At 50.9% G+C, this 23,198-nt stretch carries 17 protein-coding genes; 5 read left to right on the forward strand and 12 right to left on the reverse strand.

Going from position 1 to position 23,198, the window contains the following annotated elements:
- Positions 1 to 11: 11 nt before the first annotated feature.
- From purT to leuC, 11 genes are all read right to left on the reverse strand, one after another.
- The gene (gene purT, locus DX130_RS09350) at positions 12 to 1,196 is read right to left on the reverse strand and encodes a formate-dependent phosphoribosylglycinamide formyltransferase (protein ID WP_116044635.1); all 1,185 of its coding nucleotides are present in this window, start codon (positions 1,194 to 1,196) and stop codon (positions 12 to 14) included.
- A 153-nt stretch (positions 1,197 to 1,349) separates the two neighbouring features.
- Positions 1,350 to 3,173 (reverse strand): ABC transporter ATP-binding protein, encoded by a 1,824-nt coding sequence (locus DX130_RS09355; RefSeq protein WP_116044637.1) that lies wholly within the window; start codon positions 3,171 to 3,173, stop codon positions 1,350 to 1,352.
- Positions 3,170 to 4,966, reverse strand: coding sequence for an ABC transporter ATP-binding protein (locus DX130_RS09360; RefSeq protein WP_116044639.1), 1,797 nt, complete (start codon positions 4,964 to 4,966; stop codon positions 3,170 to 3,172). Before DX130_RS09360 ends, DX130_RS09355 begins: the two co-directional genes overlap by 4 nt.
- A 323-nt stretch (positions 4,967 to 5,289) precedes the next feature.
- Positions 5,290 to 8,970 carry a dynamin family protein gene (locus tag DX130_RS09365; protein WP_240644371.1) on the reverse strand — a complete coding sequence of 1,227 codons (3,681 nt, stop codon included), beginning with the start codon at positions 8,968 to 8,970 and terminating at the stop codon, positions 5,290 to 5,292.
- Between the two features lie 21 nt (positions 8,971 to 8,991).
- Positions 8,992 to 9,264, reverse strand: a complete 273-nt coding sequence (locus DX130_RS09370; RefSeq protein WP_116044643.1) for an NAD/NADP transhydrogenase alpha subunit — start codon at positions 9,262 to 9,264, stop codon at positions 8,992 to 8,994.
- 6 nt (positions 9,265 to 9,270) lie between these two features.
- Entirely contained in the window at positions 9,271 to 9,966 is a 696-nt protein-coding gene (nth, locus tag DX130_RS09375; RefSeq protein WP_116044645.1) for an endonuclease III, read from the reverse strand.
- A 162-nt stretch (positions 9,967 to 10,128) separates the two neighbouring features.
- Positions 10,129 to 12,225 (reverse strand): S-layer homology domain-containing protein, encoded by a 2,097-nt coding sequence (locus DX130_RS09380; protein ID WP_116044647.1) that lies wholly within the window; start codon positions 12,223 to 12,225, stop codon positions 10,129 to 10,131.
- Between the two features lie 48 nt (positions 12,226 to 12,273).
- Complete coding sequence (locus DX130_RS09385; protein WP_116044648.1) at positions 12,274 to 12,873, reverse strand: GerMN domain-containing protein; 600 nt, start codon at positions 12,871 to 12,873, stop codon at positions 12,274 to 12,276.
- Between the two features lie 18 nt (positions 12,874 to 12,891).
- Positions 12,892 to 14,313 carry an N-acetylmuramoyl-L-alanine amidase gene (locus tag DX130_RS09390; RefSeq protein ID WP_165861209.1) on the reverse strand — a complete coding sequence of 474 codons (1,422 nt, stop codon included), beginning with the start codon at positions 14,311 to 14,313 and terminating at the stop codon, positions 12,892 to 12,894.
- A 155-nt stretch (positions 14,314 to 14,468) separates the two neighbouring features.
- A complete protein-coding gene (gene leuD / locus DX130_RS09395) occupies positions 14,469 to 15,068 on the reverse strand; it encodes a 3-isopropylmalate dehydratase small subunit (protein WP_116044652.1) in 600 nt (199 codons plus the stop codon).
- Between the two features lie 24 nt (positions 15,069 to 15,092).
- Positions 15,093 to 16,508 (reverse strand): 3-isopropylmalate dehydratase large subunit, encoded by a 1,416-nt coding sequence (gene leuC / locus DX130_RS09400; RefSeq protein WP_116044654.1) that lies wholly within the window; start codon positions 16,506 to 16,508, stop codon positions 15,093 to 15,095.
- 180 nt (positions 16,509 to 16,688) lie between these two features.
- On the opposite strand from leuC, the gene DX130_RS09405 reads away from it, so the two are divergent.
- Positions 16,689 to 17,585 (forward strand): LysR family transcriptional regulator, encoded by an 897-nt coding sequence (locus tag DX130_RS09405; RefSeq protein WP_116044655.1) that lies wholly within the window; start codon positions 16,689 to 16,691, stop codon positions 17,583 to 17,585.
- A 132-nt stretch (positions 17,586 to 17,717) separates the two neighbouring features.
- On the opposite strand, the gene DX130_RS09410 is transcribed toward DX130_RS09405, so the two are convergent.
- Positions 17,718 to 18,521 carry a carbon-nitrogen family hydrolase gene (locus DX130_RS09410; RefSeq protein WP_206098781.1) on the reverse strand — a complete coding sequence of 268 codons (804 nt, stop codon included), beginning with the start codon at positions 18,519 to 18,521 and terminating at the stop codon, positions 17,718 to 17,720.
- A gap of 124 nt (positions 18,522 to 18,645) precedes the next feature.
- On the opposite strand from DX130_RS09410, the gene DX130_RS09415 reads away from it, so the two are divergent.
- The 4 genes from DX130_RS09415 (at position 18,646) to DX130_RS09430 (ending at position 23,196) form a co-directional block, all read left to right on the forward strand.
- Positions 18,646 to 19,131: a hypothetical protein gene (locus DX130_RS09415; RefSeq protein WP_165861210.1), complete on the forward strand. Its 486-nt coding sequence runs from the start codon at positions 18,646 to 18,648 to the stop codon at positions 19,129 to 19,131.
- Positions 19,132 to 19,254: 123 nt separating this feature from the next.
- Complete coding sequence (locus tag DX130_RS09420) at positions 19,255 to 20,451, forward strand: pyridoxal phosphate-dependent aminotransferase (RefSeq protein WP_116044657.1); 1,197 nt, start codon at positions 19,255 to 19,257, stop codon at positions 20,449 to 20,451.
- A gap of 351 nt (positions 20,452 to 20,802) precedes the next feature.
- Positions 20,803 to 21,909, forward strand: a complete 1,107-nt coding sequence (gene proB / locus DX130_RS09425) for a glutamate 5-kinase (protein ID WP_116044659.1) — start codon at positions 20,803 to 20,805, stop codon at positions 21,907 to 21,909.
- Between the two features lie 36 nt (positions 21,910 to 21,945).
- Entirely contained in the window at positions 21,946 to 23,196 is a 1,251-nt protein-coding gene (locus tag DX130_RS09430; RefSeq protein WP_206098782.1) for a glutamate-5-semialdehyde dehydrogenase, read from the forward strand.
- Positions 23,197 to 23,198: the final 2 nt, after the last annotated feature.

The following is a 23,198-nucleotide window of genomic DNA, read 5'->3' on the forward strand; positions in this document are numbered from 1 at the left end:
ATGTGTATCACCTACTCATTATCGTATTGAATATGCAGCGATTCTGCCGCTCTGCGTGCCAGCGCTCGTGCCGACTCCGTATCGGATGCCGTGCTGAGAGCTACTGCCATACGCCGGCCAGCCTTTGTCTCCGGTTTGCCGAATAGACGAACTTGCGTGTTCGGTACGGCAAGCGCATCCTCCAGTCCGCCAATGCGGAATGATTGCGACTCACGATCCGCCTTGAGCGTATGCGAAGCGCCTGGCGACAGAAGCCGTATCGCCGGGATCGGATAGCCCAGGATCGCCCGGATATGCAGGGCGAACTCCGAGGAATCTTGCGTCGCCATCGTGACCATTCCCGTATCATGCGGACGCGGCGACACCTCGCTGAAGAGAACCCCGTCCTTCGTCAGAAACAGCTCAACACCGTACAGCCCGTAGCCGCCCAGCTCTTCCGTAATGCGATAAGCGATCTCTTCCGCTTGGCGAATCTGTACATCTGTCATCTCGTGAGGTTGCCAAGATTCGATATAGTCTCCATCCTTCTGTACATGTCCGATCGGCGCACAGTAGCTTGTGCCATTCACCGAACGGATCGTCAGAAGCGTAATTTCCGACTCAAAGGTAACAAAGCCTTCCACAATAATACGGCTCTTCTTGGCACGGCCGCCCTCCATCGCATAGTTCCAGCAGCTCTCCAGCTCAGCTTCGGATCGGCAAACGCTTTGACCTTTGCCTGAGGAGCTCATAATCGGCTTGATCACACAAGGATAACCAAGCACGTCAGCCGCTTCTCTCAGTTCATCCAGTGTATCGGCAAATTGGTACGGCGCTGTAGGCAGGCCCAGTGTTTCAGCTGCCAGTCTGCGGATGCCCTCGCGGTCCATCGTCAGGCGAGCAGCTCGCGCCGTCGGAATGACGCGATGTCCCTCGCTCTCCAGCTCAAGCAGCGTCTCCGTCGCAATCGCCTCAATTTCCGGTATGATAAAATCCGGCTTCTCCTCCTCAATAATTCGGCGGATGCCTTCTCCATCCAGCATATCAACCACATAGCTGCGATGTGCAACCTGCATCGCAGGCGCATTCGCGTAGCGGTCCACTGCTATTGTTTCAACACCAAGCCGCTGAGCTTCAAGAACAACTTCCTTACCCAATTCTCCCGATCCTAATAAAAGCACTTTACGAGCATTCGAAGTTAAAGGCGAGCCATACATATAAAAAAGAACCTCCTGGAACATGTTCGTCCGCTTCTCTCGTTCATGCGAAAGAGAGAGCAGACAAAAATGGTTTTCTTCCATTGTGGAGGTTCTTTCGCGAAAAATCAATATAAAGGAGAAGATAAGTGCTCAATCGTTCGGATTTTGGAGCTATAAATAGCGATATTGCGCTTCAATCAAGCCATGATATACGCCTTTTGTCGACATTAGCGTCTCATGATTGCCTTGCTCCACAATTTTACCGTGATCCAGTACGATAATATCGTCTGCATGGCGAATGGTGGACAAGCGATGGGCAATCATGAAGGAGGTGCGTCCAGCAAGCAGTATCTTCAATGCTTCCTGAATCTTCAGCTCGGTCTCCGTATCGATGCTTGCCGTCGCTTCGTCGAGAATCAATATTTGCGGATTGGCCAGCAATGCTCTAGCGAACGACAGCAGCTGACGCTGTCCCATCGACAGCACGTTGCCCCGTTCCTCCACCTCTGTCTCATAACCGTCAGGCAGCGACATGATGAAATCATGGGCATGAACCGCTTTGGCCGCATCCTCCGTCTCCGCATCAGTCGCATCCAATCGGCCGTACCGGATATTGTCGCGAATCGTACCCGCGAAGATAAAGGTATCCTGCAGCACGATGCCGACTTGTGAACGAAGACTCTCGATGGAGACATCACGAATGTCCGTACCGTCGATAAGCACTCGGCCTTGAACGGGATCATAGAATCGGCATAGCAGATTGATAATCGTACTTTTGCCTGAACCGGTATGTCCGACTAGAGCAATCGACTGCCCCGCCTTTACATCGATACTGATGCCTTTCAGAGCAGGCCGATCTTTCTCATATTCGAAAATAATGTTATCGAATTTGACATCGCCCTTGATCGCAGGAAGCGGCTTTGCGTCCTTGCGCTCGCCTACCGTCGTCTCTTCATCGATAAATTCGAAGATTCGCTCGGAGGAAGCCATGGCGATCAGCAACTGCGAATACATTTGGCCCAACCGGTTGATTGGCTCCCAGAAGTTGCCGATGTAGTTAGCGAAAGCGAACAAAAGACCAATCGTAATGACCTGGGTCTGGATAAGGTGAGTACCATACCAGAACAGAATACATGTACCAATCGCAGCCGTAACTTCTATTACGGGCCCAAAGCCTTGGTTCAGCGCAGATGCTTTGTTCCATGACTTGATGTTGTCCGTGTTCATATGATTGAAGAAAGCCATGTTGTCCTTCTCTTGAACGTATGCTTGCGTTACTTTCATCCCTTGAATGCTTTCGTTCAAATGGGCGTTAATTCGCGATTGCTTCATCCGAACATCCTGCCAGGCGAAACGGATACGTTTGCGTAGTGAAGTCGATACGATGAACATAATCGGAACGGTAATCATAACAGCCAGACCCAGCTTGACGTTCAGCGCCAGCAAAATAATGACGATGCCCACAAGTTGGATGCAGTCCATCAGCAGGTTGACAACACCGTTCGTGAACAAGTCTTGTAGGGCGTTGACATCATTCGTGACACGAACGAGGACCGAACCCGCAGGACGCTTATCGTAAAAGCGGAAGGACAACTTCTGAATATGTTGGAATAGATGATTCCTCAAGTCGTAAATAACCTTTTGCCCGATAATGCTCGTATACTTGATGCGGTACCGGTTGGACGCCCATTGTATAATGTAGAGCGCCAGCATCATCCCGCCGATTGCCGCCAGCATACCTGTGCTTTGGGAACCTTTGTCGGCATCCAATATGCTGTCGATCACATAGAGCATAAGGAAAGGAATCGCAAGTCTGGTCAGCGTGCCGATGATCATCATGACGATGACTGGCATCAGCTCTCGCTTGTAAGGCATCATATACGTATATAGACGGCGCAGTTGCTCCCAGTTAAACGGCTTTTCAATCGCCTCGTCGTCCTGGTAGACGAAACGCTCGTTACGGCTTCGCCCTTTGGCGGATGCTTTTGCACTCATTTGGCGTTGCTCCTTCTCCGGTCATGAATATCAATCACGGCATAATCGTTTTCGTCGTCGCTGACATAATCCGCGTATTGAATCTTGTACGTATCGCGGTAAGGCCCCTTTTGCGCGATTAGATCAGCATGCTTGCCGCGCTGCACAATATGCCCTTTGTCCAGCACGATGATCTCATCAGCATGACGCAGGGAAGAGATACGATGCGCGATAATGAACGTGGTGCGTCCCGCCATCAGCTCCTTGAAGCCTGCTTGTATCTCATGCTCGGTCTCCATGTCTACCGCGCTTGTCGCATCGTCCAGAATAAGGATGCGCGGATTTTTGATCAGGGCGCGCGCAATGGCGATACGCTGCTTCTGCCCGCCGGACAGACCCATGCCCCGCTCTCCGACAATTGTATCGTAGCCAAGCGGCAGCTCCATAATGAAATCATGCGCCTTGGACAGCTTCGCCGCATGTTCGATTTGCTCCTGCGTTACATCACGAATGCCGTACGCGATATTGTCGCGAATAGAAGCCGAGAACAGGAAGGTCTCCTGGAAGACAGGCGCAATCTGGCGTCTAAGCGATTCTACGTCCACATTTTTAATATCCATGCCATCCAGCATAATTCGCCCGTTCTTCACGTTATAGGCACGCATTAGAAGCTGAATAATGGTAGATTTACCCGAGCCTGTGCCGCCCAGGAAGCCGATCACCGAACCCGCTGGCGCATCAATGTCGATCGCCGTTAATGCAGCGGATTTATCCGGATAATTGAACGTAACGTTTTCGAAGCGTACATGTCCTCTTACGTTGCTGGAGTCAAGCTCCACAGCATCCTTCACATTTTTCACATGCACATGCTCGTTCAGCAGACCCAATACACGCTCGCCAGATGCTTTGAACTGCGTATAGTTGTTAATATGGAAGCCCAGTCCCCACATCGGACCGATAATGTACCAGATCAAGCTGAAGAAAGCTACGAATTCACCAAGCAGCAGCGAACCGTTGATGACCATGATCCCGCCTGCAATCAACAGAATTACGGCACTGAAGTTGGCGACAAGCTCCATGACCGGGAAGTATTTCGCCCATATTTTCGCCGCACCAATCTGGTTCGTCTGGTAGGCTTCGCTGCGTACAGAGAACTTCGTCACTTCATGCTTCTCGCGAGCGAACGACTTGACCGTACGAACGCCGGTAATGTTCTCCTGAACAGCCGTCGTCAGATTGCTCATCGCTTGACGCATTTCGCGGAATGCCGGGTGGATCAGCTTCTCGAACCGTAGCGCCAGAATCGCCAAGATCGGGATGGGAACCAGCGTGATTAGCGTCAGCTGCCAATTCAAGTACAGCATCATGGCTCCGCCAAAGACGATCATAAGCACCATATTCAGAATTTGTGCGAAGCCAAATCCGATAAAGTTGCGGATGGCCTCCAAGTCGGCCGTAAGCCGCGACATGAGGTCGCCTGTCTTTGCTTTGTCGTAATATTGAAAGGATAAGGTCTGAAGCTTATCGTACAAGGCGTTGCGCAAACGAAATGCAACTCTGTTGCCCAGTCTTCCGCCGAAAAAGCCATGCAGAAATTGATTGAGCGCTTTCAAAGAAATGACAACCACTACAATAAGCGCGAGCCATGGAACAAGCTCGAATTTTTGGGGTGCAATCACATCATCGATCAGATAGCGCAATAGATTCGGGTAGATAAGCCCCAAGGCTGTTGCAACCATCAAAAAAAAGATCGATGCAATTAAATACTTTCTCTCCGGCATATAGAACGCCTTTAATTGCCTCAGTACGTCCAACGAAATTCATCTCCCCATCTCTATTATGTAAGCATGAATGAATCTTATCAGCATCGCTTTAGAGGAGCAAATTCGATAATTTTGCGAATTTTTATGTAGAAGCGCTTAAACTCCCGCTAGCTGAATTGGAAACGGTTAAACCTCCCAAATCGTCCCGAATCGATACCATAATGTGCGTATTACTCCGTTTTTGCATAATTTCACACAACATAGCCTAATTTTTTTTCCAGTTTAAATCACGATTCGAGAAAAAAACCATGCTTCCCCGGAAACGAATTTCCGAGAAAGCATGGTTAAATGGGATGAATGGTTGCTGACAGCCTTTAAGCCTGAAGCGAGACAAGCTCGGCGTGCAGCTGCTTTAATTCCTCCAGCTTGCCGCTGTCCGTAAGCGTTGCTTGCTTACCGTCGGCAAAGGCGGTCATATCTTGCTTCAAGTATCGCCCTGCCTCATCGATCGATGCTTGCCAGACACGCTCGTAATGAACGGTCCAATCAGCTATAACGTCCTCCATCCAGCGCTGGAGCTCTGGAGCGATTCGTGTCTCCAATTCTTTGCGCAGATGGGTCTTTCCGTCTCCCTCGAAAAACTGGCGAGGCGACTTGAAACGACTCCACAGCCACTTCGCGTCCATGCCATCCGCTTCCCAGTCCTTTGCCTGCTCGGGAGCCTGCACGCTCTCAGCGGGATAAGGAGCCGGTGGGTAATCGGCAAGCGATGCGGCCAGTTCTTCGCTGCAGCGGTCATATTGCTTCTTGAGCGCGACATGAAGGGCACGCTCCATTCGAAGCGTTGTCGCCAGCAGCTCTTGCGATAGCTCGCGTTGCATAAGTCTCTGCAGCTCCAGCCATGATGTCCATACCATGCGGCGCAAATCTCGGCCATCATCCTGCAGTGATGCCGGATTGAACGCCAGATGATAGAACTCTCCGAATCGGTATTGAAGTCTTTGGATGACGTAATAAAGCAGTTCGTTAATCTCTTGCTTCAATCCAAGCGGAATTTCGCTTGCGGCCATCGTATCGATTAGCGCGGCAGATTGTTGGCCCGCTTGGGACAAGCGACGCAGCTCGGCTTCACGTTGCGATGCGTCGCCTTCGGCCCCCCTTACCCAGCCGCCAACCGTACCAGCGGTACGAGCCAGCTCCTGATAAGCGGATTCCACGGCAAGTCGGCCAAGATCATTCGTTATAAAGGACAGAAAAGCGGATTCCAACTTCGGCATCCGCGACTGCTGAAGCACCTGCTCGTCGCGGTCCATCTTGCCGTCAAGCGCTTCGATGCTGGATACCGGGAATAATCTCGGGGAACGAATCGCATGCTGCAGCAAATTGCTCTCCACATGCGCCAGTACGCCCTCTAATTCCTCCTCATCTGCAGCCAAATCTGATGCATTGACGACAAAAAACATTTTATCCAGCTCGAACTGGTCCTTCACTCGTCCTAGCTGATCGAGAAACTGGCGATCCGCTTGGGAGAAGGCATGATTGTAATAGGTGACGAACAAAACAGCATCCGCATTTTTAATATAATTGAAGGCCACGCCTGTATGACGCGCATTAACGGAGTCCGCTCCTGGCGTATCGACGAGTACAATGCCTTCGGCTGTTAATGTACATTCATAATGGAAGTCAATCTCGCTGACGAAGCAAGAACGGGATTCCTCCGCGACATACCTGGCATACTCCGCGCGATCGGTCTTCAGCTCTTGCCCTAGCAGCGACTCATGCCGTTCCCAGCCCTGCCGTGCTGCGCGCAGGAAGCTATAATGCGGTCTACCGCCAGCCCCGATAGATTTCGGCGTCAACTTGTCAATCGCCTTCAAGATAGAAGCCGCATCCGGCATATGAGCTTCGGATGCCTGCTCTCCGAGCAGCGCAAGAGAGTAGCGCAAATCGGCCAACACGGCTTCCCTGCTCTTCATAACCACGCGCGCTTCACCATGCTCGTATTCCGAGGTTGGCGGCATCAGACGGTTAATAGCCGCAGTCGTCGGATTCGGAGACACCGGCAAGACTGCATCGCCGATTAGCGCGTTCGCTAGCGACGACTTGCCAGCGCTGAATGCGCCGAACAGGGCAACAGTAAATCGGCTGCTCTGCAAGCGTGCAGCCTTCTCCTTCATGGCTAAGGCAGCGGAGCGAAGCGCCGCTTGCGACGAAATAAGATCAGCCGCCTGAATGAGCTTGTCGGCAGCTTCTCCCTGCTTGGACCGAACCGCTGCCTCTCGCGCTCCCGGCTTCGCTTCACTGCGAGGTCCACTCGTCACTGCCACTTGGCTTGCTGGCAGCTTCTGGTCAGGATGCAAGGCTCTATCTTTCTTCACGGCTGCAGTACCCGCTGACTGGAGTGCAGTCTCACTGCGACCCAGCTCAGACGCTGCTGGCTTAGGCAGCGCAGGCGCTGCGATCGGCTCAGGCAGCATCCTGCGCATGCCTGCTGCATCCTGCTCCAGCTTCTGGACTAAGTTCTCCAGCTCATGAATGGCGCTGGCTTGGCTTTGAACATCCTCCAGACGCGTCTCCGCTGATGCGCGCTCCGCTTCGCTTGACGCAGATGCGCTGGCGGCTAGATCGTCAATAACGGCTAGCGCCCGCTGGCGGTAGACGCTCTTGATGTCCGCGGCCATGTCCTTGCTGAAGATCATCGTATATTCGTTGCCCATGACTGCTCCGGCTTTCACTCGTCCGGTCAGCCAATTGCCGTCAGGCGTCCATGACAGCTCTGCCGCCAGACCTGCCTCAAGCTGCTCTTGGCTGTAGCCCGCCGACTCCGCGGCTTTGCGCAGCAATTGCTTGACATGCCACTCGATTGATGCGCTTATGAGGCTGGACAGCTCCGAACGGAAGGCTTCCAGCCTTCTCTCCTGCTCAGCTGCCGTCTTCGCGCCCGAGAACAGCAATCCTGTCTTAAAGCCCGGCTTGCGGCTCTCCAGAAACGAATGGGCCAAGTCGCGCAGCGCGGCCGGCGTGATGTTCGCATTATCCAGCAACGATTGAAGCTCTTGACGAAGCTTCGTCCGGTACACTTCTTGCTGAGCAACTAAGGTGTCAATCCGCGCTCGAAGCTCCTGCAGCTCATCAGATACGGCTGCCATCGCTTCTTCACCGCCAGCTTCTACTATAAGACGCTCGCGCTCAGGCTCCTGACGTTCTTCGCGCCACTTCAGATGAGTCTCCGCCAAGTGTCTCAGCGAAGCATCCACGCTATAAGCGCACAGCTCCTCGCGCTGCTCGGCCAGCTTGGCGAACAGGTCAATAAGCTTATGCCACTCATGATGAGGATGCTCCGGCTTTCTGAGCGACAAATACAAAATCCCCGCTGGCTCCAAATGCCAAGCCTGGAACGCTTCCTCTACGCTATTGCGATAATCGGAGAAGCTAAGCTCTCTGTCGCGGTGCTTATCAATCTGATTAACTATAAAATATAAGGGCTTGCCCCAATCCTTCAATTCCTTAGCAAATGCAAAGTTAATTTCCGATTGGACATGATTGTAATCCATGACATAAAACACGACATCCGCCAAATGAAGCGCAGATTCCGTAGACATACGGTGCGCATCGTCCGTAGAGTCAATGCCCGGCGTGTCAAGAAGCACCGTATCGCCACCCAATAATTCACTAGGATAGACAATCGACACGGACGTATATTGCTCACCGTCCACACAATATTGATCGAGCTCGTCAATCGGTACTTCCGCATGAATTTTATTGCCGTCTTCCGTTACCTTCTCTACTTCCGCATAAGCTCGCTCGCCGCCTCGAATCGAAACGACATTAGCGCTGGTCGGAATCGGACTGGAAGGGAGCAACTGAGCTCCGCACAGCCGATTGACGAGCGTTGATTTACCTGCCGAGAAATGTCCGCATAACGCAACAGTAAGCCGACCTTCGGTCAGCTTACTTGTTAGCTCACGCGCCTGCCGCGCGCGTATATGGTCTCCTGACTCGGTCATTGCGGAGCTTGCGGCCCGAAGTGCCTCTGCTATGCCTTGTACCGTCATCACTGTCATCCTCAGAAGAACCTAGACGGCTTCCTCTTCGTCGGCTGGCAGGCAAATTTCGAATACATTGCCATGTTGGAGAATCATAATATTGCGCTCTCTCTCCTTCATAACAACAACCTCTGGCTTCGTACGCATACGTTCGATATATTGATCAGGCACATCGCCTGAACCGCTTACCGTAATACCATCGATAACAATATCTTCATTTTCTTGTGGTGGGGACTCAAGCACTTGCTCGTAAATATCGGAAAAAAGCTCAAAGTTGTTCGTATACACGGAAATGCATTTCATCATTCATCATCCTTCATTCGCTATTTTGGTTTTTTTACTCCTATTTTTGGTCTTAACCGCTGGCTTCATACGCACTTTTCCTTCTTTGCATATATCCAGCAACGGACATACGGGACATTGCGGATTTTGCGCCTTGCAGTGATATCGTCCGAAAAAAATGAGACGGTGATGGGTAATCGTCCATTCCTCTTTCGGAACAAGCTTGTTCAGCTTCTGCTCGACGACAAGAACCGAATCATCAGGCTTGGCAACGGCCAGCCGTTTCGACACACGTTCGACATGCGTATCGACCGCAATAGCAGGTACACCGAATGCATTGGACATCACGACATTGGCCGTCTTGCGTCCAACACCGGGAAGCTCGGTTAATCCTTCGTGACTGGTGGGAACTTCACCCTCATACTTATCGATCAGAATGCGGCACAACTTCTGAATATTGGAAGCTTTGCTTCTGAACAACCCGATTCGGCGAATATCGCCTTCCAGCTCCTCCAGAGGCACGCTCAAGTAATCCTCGGGCGTCTTGTACTTCTGGAACAATCCTGCTGTAACCTTGTTGACGGTCTCGTCTGTACATTGAGCCGAGAGCAATACGGCAATGGTCAGCTCGAACGGATTGTCATGATGAAGCTCGCAATGCGCGTCCGGGAACATCTCCGCTATTGTATCCAATATGTGACGCATCTTCTGCTTCGCACTCATGATATGCCTCCAGTTTAACACTATCGTTCAAAGTGTAACGAAATTTGACACGGCACGCAACTATAAATACGCATTATTCCATAAAAAAACTGCCCCTAAGGGCAGTTTTTTTCACAAAACGTTCCTGCTTTTATAGGAATTATGGCTTAAGCGCCTATTTTCCTAGCCGTTGGAAGTTGTTGTGACGCTTTGCAGCTTCTCTATCATCGAACCAACATAGGTAGCATTAATCTTGTCGCCAGCCTTGAATTGGCTGAACGCGCCTTTTGTACCATCGGCCTTGAAGAGATCAATTGTAGCCGTAGACAGGTCGAATGCCGCTTCTGTTCCCGTTTTCACTCTCAATTTCTTGTTCACGGAATCTACGGATACAATCTCGTATTGGACATTTTGATGAATCTTGATTTGATAGATTTGGAATCGATCATATTCCATATCCAGCGTGATGGTTGAACCTTTCACCAGATCACTCACGTTAGCAGACGGCTTGTCCTTCAAATCCACTGAAGATTTAATATAAGGAGCCGTAACGATATCACCGTTGCTAAGTTTGATAGTCACCTGCTGATCGGTTTCATTAACTGTCACAAGCTCGCCTTCATACTTATCGACAAACTCAAGAATAATAATGTTCGTGTGCGAATAGCTGACAATGATATTTTTGAATTGGTTCATCAGCTTCTCGCCCGCATCACGAGTCAATGTATCGCCACGATGAACGTATTTGGTTGCATCCGTAATATAAAGCGCTTGTGCGTTTTTGCCATTGGAATCTACGATAGTCAACAATTTGTTGTCCTGAGCAACGTTAATAATTTGCGCAGCGGAGATTCTGTTCATTTGGCGATTCTGCACTTTAATGGAGACAACTTGCTCGCTCGCATTAATCGTCAGCTCCACAACGTCCACCTTCGCGATCAAATCACTGGTCGATGTTTTTGGCAAGCCTTCTATTTGAACCGTTACACTCTTGTCAAGGAATTTGGACACCAGATTTTTGCCGTCTTGCAGAATCGTAATCGACTCTCTGTCCAGATTCTGCACCATACCGCTAATGGTCGTCGTGTTCGGCGCCAAAGCTGTAGTCAGCTTCAAGGTACGCGGCTCTTTACGGAAGTTGTCTTGTACGATTGTTACTTTCGCATCACGTCTGATCGTATCAATGGCCACCGTCTTGCCCTCTGCATCCTCAACAGCTAAAGATTGATCATAACTGAATAGCTGAGCTTTATTATCAATCCAGACATAGAATGTTTTGTCCGTCGCATTAAAGCGATCGAACGTTCCCGTGATCTGTTTCGTATGCTGCGTATCGCTCTCAACTTCAACATACAGCGCCTTGCCGTCTTTTCCGATTACCGTTACATCTCCATACTGGAGCAATTGATCCTTTGTAATTGGCTTCTCGGAATTGTAATGGAAGTATACCGTATTGGAATCAAGCGAATAATTTGTTTCTTTCCCATCATCATAAACCGTCAATCCTGTGCTCGTGAGCTCGGACACAACACCCGATTGCTGTCCTGCATAACCAACGGGATAGCTGGATTGCGCTCTGCTGAACAGGGTGGCCAAGCTTGCACGAGTAATGGTTTTGGCTGGCTCGAAGGTTGTCTCTGTCATTCCTTTGACCAGGCCAAGCTGGAATGCTGCGTTTACATATCCTTTATAACGGTTATTAATGGATGAGGCATCTTGGAAAGGCGATCCCGCATTTTGCAATTGGCTTGCTACAGCTTGCTGCTTAATCGCCTTTACGATCAATTTTGTAACCCATTCGCGGCTTGCAGGCTTGGAGCCCCAGGCAATTTCAGTGTCCGCTTTGGCCAGCCCATATTCTTCCTCACGATCCAGCAATCCTTCCGTGAAGGCAAGCTCAATGTACGATTTGAAAAACTCGCTTACAACAAACGATTGATCAAAAATAATCAATGAGTTGGTAGGCGCTTTGTCAATCAGACCAGCAAAACGCAGGGCCATCAATACCGCTTCTTGTTGGGATACGCTTTTCTCCGGCTTGAACGTCGCGGTTCCGTCCGCCGTATTTTTATAACCATCAATAATGCCTTGGAAATATAGCTTCGCTATATGTTTTTCGGCCCAGTGGCCGGCATTCACATCAAGAAACGGCGTTGAAGCCGTAATCGCAGCGGCATGCACAGCGACAGGTGTTGATAAAACGGCAGAACCGCTTCCCGTTACGAGTGTAAGGGCAAGCGCGCCGGTCATTATTTTTTTCCATGACAATTCGATTGGCATTGGGTTTGTCTCCTTTATCGATTAAAAGTAATATAAGCTGCTCAGCGGTTAGCGAAGAATGGGATGATCCAGATCGACATGGCCCATTAAACTCTCCACTGCTTCCCCTACGACAAGAATATCAATCCCCTCTACGAAAGAGAATTGAAACAGGGTGCTCTTGAGCGTTTCGATCATCTGCAGCTCCCCAGGCGCGCCTAATCTGGCTTCGTCCGGAATGTGAATATCGACGGTTACGATTCCGTCCTTCACTTCAGCGGACAATATATGTACGTCCCCCCACAGCGAAATACTGCCGTCTCCGGCATCCTTTTGCAGCTCCGCTAGTGTGGACTTGATGAGATCAGCTTCACCCGCATTCGGAATCGCCACTTTTCTCTCCAATGTTTTCTCCAGATCGGCATCTGTCGCATAGATCGTAACTTCCCTCTGGTCCACAGTTGGACTGGAAGGAACCGGAGTGGGCTCATTCCCGCCCTCTTCCGGTTCGTTCGTTGGTCCGTCGCTCGATTCAATAGCTGTAGGGGATGCTCCGACGCCGCCTTGCGTGTCCACGTTATTCTTCTCTTGAGCACCGCAGCCCGAAAGCGCGGCAATAACAACAAATGAAGCGATCAACACTCGAAAGGCATGTCCGGTCTTATGCATCAGCCAGAACCTCCGCTCTTATTTCAAATCCAAATATGCTTTTATTCCCTTGGCGACTTCCGCACCGAATTTGCTTTGAACGGAATCTGAGAACAGCGCTTTCGCATCGCCATCATTAGATAAGTATCCAGCTTCGATCAGAACGGCTGGCATCGTCGTCTCCTTGATAACCTTGAATGCCGCTTTCTTCACATAGCGGTTGTTCAAGCCGGTGCCTGCAAGTACGTATGGATGAAGAAAATCCGCAAATGCCTTGCTATTATCGCGGTAATAGTAAGTCTCGGAGCCGTTGACGCTTGTTTTGTCAAAGCTATTGGCATGAATCGAAATAAACAGATCCGCTTTATGATCCTGCGCAAACTTAATCCGATCCGCGAGTTCAATGAACGTATCGTCCGAACGTGTCATCAGAACGTTAATACGCTTGTCCTTCTCCAGCTCGGCCTTCAGCTTCAGTGCAGCGTTCAGGTTGAATTCCTTCTCCCAGCGGTTCATCGACTTGCTGTATGCTCCCGGGTCCTTGGCGCCATGTCCAGCATCAAGCACAACGGTGAACTTCGCTCCATTGTTGCCTGTAGGAGGTGTTGTCACCGGCGGTTCCGGATCAACAGGCGGTTCTGGGTCAGTCGGTAGTTCGGCGGTCGGCATCAACGCAATATGAATCGCGTGATCAGACTCCGACACTACGTATCCCGTATCGTCGCCAATGTTGATGACCAGTCTTGCTGTAAGCGGGTTCAACTGGAACTGAGCATATCGGTAGCCCGACAGCAACGGATTGTCAGCCACTTCTACCCGGTTCTCCCCGTTGAAGAAAGGCTCGAACGTCGTGTTTTTGAAATCAAAAGCAAGACGCTTAGGGTTGTCCAGCACAAGAGGCTTACCAGGCTTCTGGACATCCGTGTGCAAAATCGTAATGACGGACTGCTCGTCCATCGATACCCCTGTTATGTACCCGATCGGCAAGGGCAGCTCTGGCTCTGTAGGTTCAGGATCTACAGGCGTTTCCGGCTGAATACGGAACATATGTACTTCCCGTTCGGCGGCTTTCCACTCAAACTCCAGGCCAAGCAGCTCGCCAACTGCTCTTACCGGCACCATCGTCCTTTGATTCATCAGCTGCGGCTTGGCGGCTATGTCCATTATGACGTCGTTTACCTTCACCATGGCTTCGCCGATAATCAGCTCGATGACAGTTCTGTCGTTTTTGACGGTCACTTTCTTCATGACGGGCTCCCATTCCACCCCATAGCCCAGCCCTTCGGACAGAATGGCCAGCGGAACGAGCGTTGAACCGTTCTCAATCTTCGGATCCACATCCGACATTAACTGCTTGCCCTCCAGAAACAGCTTTGGAGGCACGCTGGCAGCATGTCCGACGGACGCAAATAATGTGAACAGCAACGACATCAACAACATAATGGATACAGACTTTTTCATTTCCCACCTCGATGACTGAATTTCCTTCATCGAATGTGATCATTCGACATACAAGGACACTTGTATAGACGCACAGTGTCAGAAAAAGTTGCGAATAGAGGAAAAAAGAGGACAACCTCCTTCTTCAGTCGGTATGTCCTCTTTGGTTGTATCTATTATCCCAGACGAGCGGCGTGCTTTTGCTCGTAAGCTGAGATTTTGTCCTCATGTTGAAGCGTAAGCCCGATGTCATCCAGACCTTGCAGCAAGAACTGGCGACGATGCTCGTCAAGCTCGAATGAGAGGTCTAAACCGTAATCATCCGTCAGCTTCTTGTTCTCCAGATCAACATTCAGCTTGTAGCCATCATGCTTCGCTGTGCGCTGGAACAGATCCTCCACTTGCTCTTCGCTAAGCTTGATCGGCAGAATGCTGTTTTTGAAGCAGTTATTATAGAAGATATCTGCGTAAGAAGGTGCGATAATGACCTTGAAGCCATAATCCAGAATCGCCCAAGGCGCATGCTCACGGGACGAGCCGCAGCCGAAGTTCGCTCTGGAGATCAGAACGGAAGCGTCCTGGTAACGAGGCTTGTTGGGCTCGAATTCGGCATTTACTTCGCCGGATTCGTGAAAACGCCATTCGAAGAACAGAAATTGGCCGAAGCCGCTGCGTTCGATGCGTTTCAAAAATTGTTTGGGAATAATAGCGTCTGTATCTACATTGACCCGGTCAACCGGAGCAACAATTCCTGTCAATTGTTTAAATGGTTCCATGGATGATAATCCCCTCTCCTGCGCTTAGTTCAGCACTTCCGTCTTGATTTCCCAATCGCGAACGTCAGTGAAACGACCGTTGACCGCTGCAGCTACTGCCATTGCAGGCGATAATAGATGCGTTCTTCCGCCGCGGCCTTGACGGCCCTCGAAGTTACGGTTGGACGTGGATGCGCAGCGCTGGCCTGGCTTCAGTACGTCCGGGTTCATCGCAAGGCACATGGAACAGCCTGCGTCGCGCCATTCAAATCCCGCTTCTGTGAAAACTTTATCCAATCCTTCCTTCTCCGCTTGAATCTTAACGCGGCCGGAGCCTGGAACAACGATAGCTGTTACACGGTTGCTTACTTTGTAGCCTCTTGCAATCTCAGCAGCTGCACGAAGGTCCTCGATACGGCCGTTTGTACAAGATCCGATAAATACATAATCGATTTCGATCTCGGACATTGGCGTGCCTGGTTTCAGATCCATATACTCCAATGCTTTCTCTGCTGCTTTACGCTCGTTCTCCGTTGGAAGATCAGCCGGATTCGGAACGCTGGACGTGATGTCCGTACCCATGCCAGGGCTTGTGCCCCAAGTTACTTGCGGAATAAGCGAATCTACGTCGAACTCGACTACAGTATCATATACTGCGCCTTCGTCCGTTGTAAGCTGCTTCCATGCTGCAACCGCCTCGTCATAGCTCGCTGGCGCGTACTCGCGACCACGCAAGTAATTAAATGTAGTCTCATCCGGTGCGATCAGACCTGCGCGAGCGCCGCCCTCGATGGACATGTTGCACACGGTCATACGCTCTTCCATCGTCAACGATCTGATGGATTCGCCTGTATATTCCAGAACATAGCCAGTTGCGAAATCCGTTCCGTATTTGGCAATAACGCCAAGAATCATATCCTTCGCCGTTACACCCGGCTTGCGGTTGCCGATGAAGCGAACTTCCATCGTCTTCGCTTTGGATTGCTGCAGACACTGAGTCGCCATAACATGCTCAACCTCAGATGTGCCGATACCGAATGCCAGGGCGCCGAATGCACCATGCGTAGACGTATGGCTGTCGCCGCAGACGATTGTTTTACCAGGATGAGTCAGACCAAGCTCAGGGCCCATAACGTGAACGACACCTTGGTCAATGCTGTCCAGATCGAACAGCTTAACGCCGAAGTCCTTACAGTTCTGAGTCAGCGTGTCCACTTGCTGCTTGGAGATCGGATCGGTAATATTGAAGCGATCCTTGGTCGGTACGTTGTGATCCATTGTTGCAAACGTCAGATCCGGACGGCGCACCTTGCGGCCCGACAGGCGCAAGCCTTCGAACGCTTGCGGAGACGTTACTTCGTGAACGAGTTGCAAATCGATGTAAATAACGCTTGGCTTGCCTTCTTCTTGATGAATGACGTGATTGTCCCAAATCTTCTCAAACATTGTCTTTTTCGCCATTATGCTCACCCCATGATTTCATTATTGCTTGCCGCAATAACCTGCTTAATAAATTACTCCTATCATACCATGTCTTTCTTCATTGATCTAAGATATAATATCTATAAGGACTATAGTTAATAACTATAACTCGCCCTTTTCGTTTTGTATAGATCGATTTTGAATTGGAGGTCCTTCTGGATGGAATTGCGTCAATTGAATTACGTCATCCAAATTGCCAATGAGAAAAACTTCTCACGGGCTGCGGACAAGCTTCATATTGCACAGCCTTCACTAAGCCAACAGCTGTCCAAGCTAGAGCAAGAGCTCGGCGTACTGTTGTTTCGTCGGACTACCAACTCGGTAGAGCTTACTCAGGCAGGTAAGGTATTTGTAGAAAAGTCACAGACGATCCTGGATACTGTGGAGCAGTTGAAGCAGGAGATGGACGATATGGCACAGATGCGCAGAGGTCGTCTGGTCGTAGGCACGCTGCCGATTACGGGCTCGCACGTTCTTCCGCTTGTGCTTCCGGTCTTCGGGGCTCAATATCCGCAGATCGAGGTTGTGCTTGTAGAGGAAACAACGACCAAGCTGGAGCAATTGACTGCAAGCGGCGGAACCGATCTCAGCCTGCTCTCCCTGCCGCTCATTGACAGCTCGCTTAACTGCGAGCCTTATCTGGAAGAAGAGATATGGCTGGCCGTTCCGCCGCAGCATAAGCTGGCGTCCCGGCATGAACCGATCGAGATCAGCGAATTGACCTCGGAACCCTTTATCGGTTTGAAGCGCGGTCAAGGCTTCCGGCAAATTACGGTTGAGCTATGCGAAGCGGTAGGCTTCACACCGCAAATCGTATTCGAGAGCAGCAATATAGAGACGGTGCAGTCACTGGTGGCCGGCGGCATGGGCATCGCTTTCGTCCCGCGAATGCTGACTAGAACGGGCGGTGACTTTGCCCCGGTCTATTTGAAGCTCTCGTCCCGCCCCACTCGCACACTTGTCGTAGCCAGCCGCAAGGGACGCTATCTATCCAAAGCTGCCCAGGCGTTCATCTCTACCCTGAATGAAACAATTAGTGTATATCGAAATCCTTAAGATTTGAATTTTTGACGGGTGAGCATGATGGCTGTTCAAATTTGTGCCCTATCAAAAAACGCATTCCAGCACTGTTAAACAGTGCATGGGAATGCGTTTTTCTTCTATTCGAATTTTCCCGAAGAGTCCAGGTTAATTCGTTGTATAATGCTGTGGTCTCCGGTCTTCGAATACCGGAATGCGGCCCCGCACCTCGCCTACAAGATCCAAATCGATATCTGCCCACAGAATGGTCTCTTCCTCGCCCGCTTCCGCAACAATTTCGCCCCATGGATCAATGACCAGGGAGTGACCGAAGAAAGTGGTATCGCCGCTCGTCCCCATACGGTTGCATGCTATCACATACATTTGGTTCTCGATCGCTCGCGCCGTCAGCAACGTGCGCCAGTGATGCAGACGCGGATTCGGCCATTCGGCAGGAACGAAGAGCAGCTTGGCTCCGTCCAGCGCCAACGTGCGCGCAAGCTCCGGGAAGCGGATGTCATAACAGATCATCATGCCGGCCTGTTCGCCTTCGATGACGAGCTGACCAAGCTTCTCCCCTGCCTGCAAATATTTCTCCTCTTCCATTAAACGGAACAAATGAATTTTGGAGTAATCGCCAATGCGGTTGCCCTCTCTATCAAAGGCATAAATCGTATTGTAGACGCCCCCATCCCTAGCTTCCGCAATGGAGCCGCCTATGATATAAATACCATGCTGCTTGCTGAATGCTGACAAAAACGCAATCGTAGCTTCACCATTCACATCCGCCAACTGGTGGATTTCCGTCAATGCATAACCGGTATTCCACATCTCGGGGAACATCACGACATCCGGTTTCTCTTCCGCCTGAATCGCCTGCTCCAGCAAGCTCTTGAGCTTAGCCAGATTGTTCTCCGGATATCCCGCTTTTATATTCATTTGCAGCAATGCAAGCCGCAATTTCTTCGTCATAATGGTGATGCCTCCCAATCCTGTTCTTATTCCCTAATGATACCTTCTCATGGTTCTCTGTCAAGATGGGCATCGTAACGAGGAAGCTCGAATGATGAGACTACACTTAAAGGAGTTTTTCTATATGAAGATTATTCGTTTCCATCGATTGCTGCTGATGGCGCTTGGCGCCCTGATGATGTTCGGTTATGCTGTTCCATTTGCATCGGCTGCTTTTTCCGAATCCGCTTCGCTTTCTGCGGACAACCCGGATGCAGCTCTTCGTCCCGTTCAAGTGTTCGATGTTGCGGCAGGCCGAGTCGTAAGTACTCTTCCTAATGATAAGAAGTTTCAAAAAATGGCCGACTCCTGGATTGATTCCATTACGGGAGTCGCTCCACAAATGACGGCTGGCCAAAATTGCAGCTACGTCTATCGCGTGCCGCTCGCCAAGCCTGCGACTGTCGCTTCCGGTGAGATCAAGCTGACCACAAGCGATATTTTCTTGTTCCATTGCAAGGACGAGCCTCCCATGCTGCTCGTATTCGACGAGCAACGCAAGCCATATCTCTTTTTGTTCAAAGCCGACATCGATCCGTTCATTAAAAAGGTAGGGCTTCCTGCTTCATAAAAAATATGTTCGCAGCGCTCCTCCATGCTTCAATTCTCCCTCCATTCATGCTACATTAATGCTAATGTCTTCTCGGCAACGACTGACAAAAACGTTATAGCAACAATTTCGGAGTGTGATGAGATGGAAGCAGGAGTAGAAAAACGGCGTATTCGGCCCGCTGCCCGAATGGAAGGTTTGCCGACCCAATTTTTCGCCAAGCTGGTAGGCAAGGCGAATGCACAGATTGCAAAAGGCAAAGATGTCATTAATTTGGGCCAAGGCAATCCCGATCAGCCGACGCCGCCACATATCGTAGCCAAGCTGCAAGAAGCGGCAACTAACCCGTTGTACCATAAATACCCGCCATTCAGCGGATATCCGTTCCTGAAGCAAGCAGTCGCAAAGCGCTATAGCGAGGATTATGGCGTAGAACTTGATCCAAATACGGAAGTCGCTATTCTGTTCGGCGGCAAAACGGGACTTGTGGAAATTAGTCAGTGTCTGCTTAATCCGGGGGATGTCTGTCTCGTTCCTGATCCCGGCTATCCTGACTATTGGTCCGGCGTTGCGCTTGCAGGCGCGGAGATGTCCTTTATGCCGCTCCTTGAGGAAAACGGATACTTGCCTGACCTAAATGCGATTGCTGGGGATACCTCCCAGCGTGCACGCTTAATGTTCATGAACTATCCGAACAATCCTACAGGCGCCGTTGCGACTCCACAGTTTTATGCCGATGTCGTCAAGTTTGCGGAAGCAAATGACATCGTCGTGGCCAGCGACTTCGCCTATGGAGCGATCGGCTTTGACGGAGAGAAGCCCGTCAGCTTCCTTCAGACACCTGGAGCGAAAGAAGTTGGCGTAGAGTTTTACACCCTGTCCAAGACGTATAACATGGCCGGCTGGCGAGTTGGATTCGCGCTTGGCAATGCTGACGTTATCTCCATGATTAACCTGATTCAGGATCACTACTATTGCAGCCTGTTCGGTGGCATTCAGGAGGCGGCTGCGCTTGCGCTCACCGGTCCTCAGGACTGTGTAACCGAGCTGGCTGCAACGTATGAGCGTAGAAGAGATGCTCTGTTCGAAGCGCTTGATCGCATCGGCTGGAAAGCCGCTCGTCCCGGCGGTTCCTTCTTCTGCTGGCTGCCCGTGCCGGAAGGCTATACGTCGGAGGCATTTGCAGACAAACTGCTGCTGGAAGCGGATGTTGTTGTCGCACCAGGCGTTGGATTCGGATCGCATGGCGAGGGCTATGTACGACTCGGATTATTGTCCGATGAAGCCCGTCTGACCGAGGCCGTGGAGCGAATCGGCAAGCTAGGTATTTTTAACCCTTAACGGTTCCGGATAGGTAAAATGCCTTTCTTTACAGGGGCATGGGATCGTGTTATCCTTAATTTAATTGAAACTAGAAACGTGATGACGGGACCAGTAAGCAGATCAGGCCTTGCCCAGAGAGTAAATTCCACCGGCTGCGAGAATTTACCATAGGCCCTCTGCCGAACCTACCTCCGAACGGCCGGCGACAAGCCGGACAGAGCCTCCTGTTACGAGGCATGAAGATGGACGGTTGCCAGGCCATGAGGCAGGATCGTCAACGAAGGTGGTACCGCGGAAGTGAAGACTTTCGTCCTTTAGGGGATGAAAGTCTTTTTTGTTGTCAGAAATTCAGTATAGGATGGGATGAACATGTCGGAGAGAATCGTGGTGAAGATAGGCAGCAGCTCCCTTACATCGGAGGAAGGCGGCCTTAACCGGGAAAGCATATCCTTCTTCGCGTCAGAGCTTGCCTCGCGCCATCGCCAAGGGGATGCGGTAATGCTTGTAACTTCTGGAGCGGTCGCCGCAGGCTTCCGTCAAATCGGCTATACAGCAAGACCCAAAATTGTCCATGAAAAGCAAGCGGCTGCCGCTGTGGGGCAAGCCTTGCTTATGCAAGCTTATCAGGAGGCCCTCTCCGGATATGGCATCGTTGCAGCGCAAATCTTGCTGACAAGAGCGGATTTCTCCAATCGCCGCCGAATCCAAAACGCGCTTATGACGATCGAGGAGCTGCTGAAACAGCGCATAATCCCTATTATTAATGAAAATGACACCGTTGCGACTGACGAGCTTGTGCTGAAGTTTGGCGATAATGACAATTTGTCCGCGCTAGTAGCAGCAATGACCAAAGCCGCCAAGCTCGTCATCATTACGGATATGGACGGCTTGTATACCGAGGACCCTCGCAAAAATCCTCAAGCGACCAAGATCGAACGGGTTGAGCAAATATCGGAAGACATTATGAAGCTTGCCGGGGGCGCCGGCTCTTCCGTCGGAACTGGCGGCATGCGCTCCAAGATTGAAGCGGCAAGGGTGGCGATGCGCGGCGGGGTTGGTGCCTTTATCGGCAAAGTCCAATTGGACGGCGATCTCACCCGCGCCGTTGACGGCAGCGGTCGAGGTACCTATTTCGATACGAAGCTGCACAGCCTCCCGATGAAAAAGCAATGGCTCGGATTCCATTCCGTGCCGCAAGGACGTATTACTGTGGACGACGGTGCCGTGACCGCACTGCTGGTGGGCGGCAAGAGCCTTCTCCCTGCCGGTGTGACAGCCACTGAAGGAGACTTCCATCCAGGTGATGTCGTCGAGGTCGTCAATAGCCAGAACGAAGTGCTGGGCCGAGGCGTAGTCAATTACGCGACATGGCAGCTTCAAGCGGCCGCCGGATTAAGCTCGGAGGAAGTCACACGCCGAGTGGACGTTACTCGTATTGAAGTTGTTCATCGGGATGAATGGATTACATTGAAATGATATCGAATGCTCATATGAACTGGGAGGGGAACTGGAATGATAAGTGAAGTGAGAGAAAAAGCAACATTGGCGCAAGACGCGGCAGCCCTGATGAACAAGCTGACGACAGAACAGAAAAATGCCGCATTGTCGGCAATGGCAGATGCGTTGATCGCTAGACAAGCAGAGATTATCGAAGCGAATGCCGAAGACCTGCAGCGCGGCCGAGATAACGGCACAAGCGAATCTCTGCTCGACCGGCTTGCGCTGAACAGCGATCGCGTGACAGAAATTGCTCAAGGATTGCGGCAAATTGTGGAGCTTCCCGATCCAGTTGGCGAGCTGTTAGAATCCTTCCAGCGGCCGAACGGCATGAAGGTAGAGAAGCACCGTGTACCGCTAGGCGTCATTGGCATGATCTATGAGGCGCGCCCGAACGTAACGGTCGATGCTGCAGGCCTTTGCTTGAAAACCGGCAATTGTGTCGTGCTTCGAGGCGGCTCCGCAGCTCTGTCCTCCAACCGTAAAATCATTGAGATTCTAAAAGATACGCTGCAAACAACGGCCTTGCCTTCGGATGCGATTCAGCTTATCGAAGACAGCGATCGTGCATCTGTAAACGAAATGCTAAAGCTGAACGGACTGCTCGACGTTGTTATCCCGCGCGGCGGCGCAGCCCTTATTCGCAATGTGGTCGAAAATGCGACCGTTCCTGTCATCGAAACTGGCGCCGGCATCTGTCATGTGTTCGTGGACGATACGGCGAATATAGAGATGGCTTCCGCCATTGCCTTTAATGCGAAAGTACAGCGCCCTTCTGTATGCAACTCGATCGAGACGCTGCTCGTACATCAAAACATTGCTGCGGCGCAATTGGCGACGCTGGTCGAGCCTATGCTTCAAGCAAATGTGGAGTTAAGAGGCTGCGAGCAAGCACAAGCTATACTTGGCGGCATTCAAGCTGCAACTTCGGAAGATTTCAGCACGGAATACAATGACTATATTATAAATGTTAAAATAGTAGCTGGGCTTGATGAAGCATTGAACCACATCCGCACATATGGCACCAAACATTCTGAATGCATCGTAACCGAGACCGCACATCATGCGGATCGCTTCCTGCAAGAAGTGGACGCAGCAGCGGTATATCATAACGTGTCTACCCGTTTTACAGACGGCTTCGAATTCGGATTCGGCGCAGAGATTGGTATTAGCACGCAGAAGCTTCACGCGCGCGGTCCGATGGGCTTGCCCGCTCTTACGTCAACCAAATATCGCATTACGGGCAGTGGCCAAATTAGAGGTTAGGA

The sequence above is a fragment of the Paenibacillus paeoniae genome (assembly GCF_003388735.1).
Lineage (GTDB): Bacteria > Bacillota > Bacilli > Paenibacillales > Paenibacillaceae > Pristimantibacillus > Pristimantibacillus paeoniae.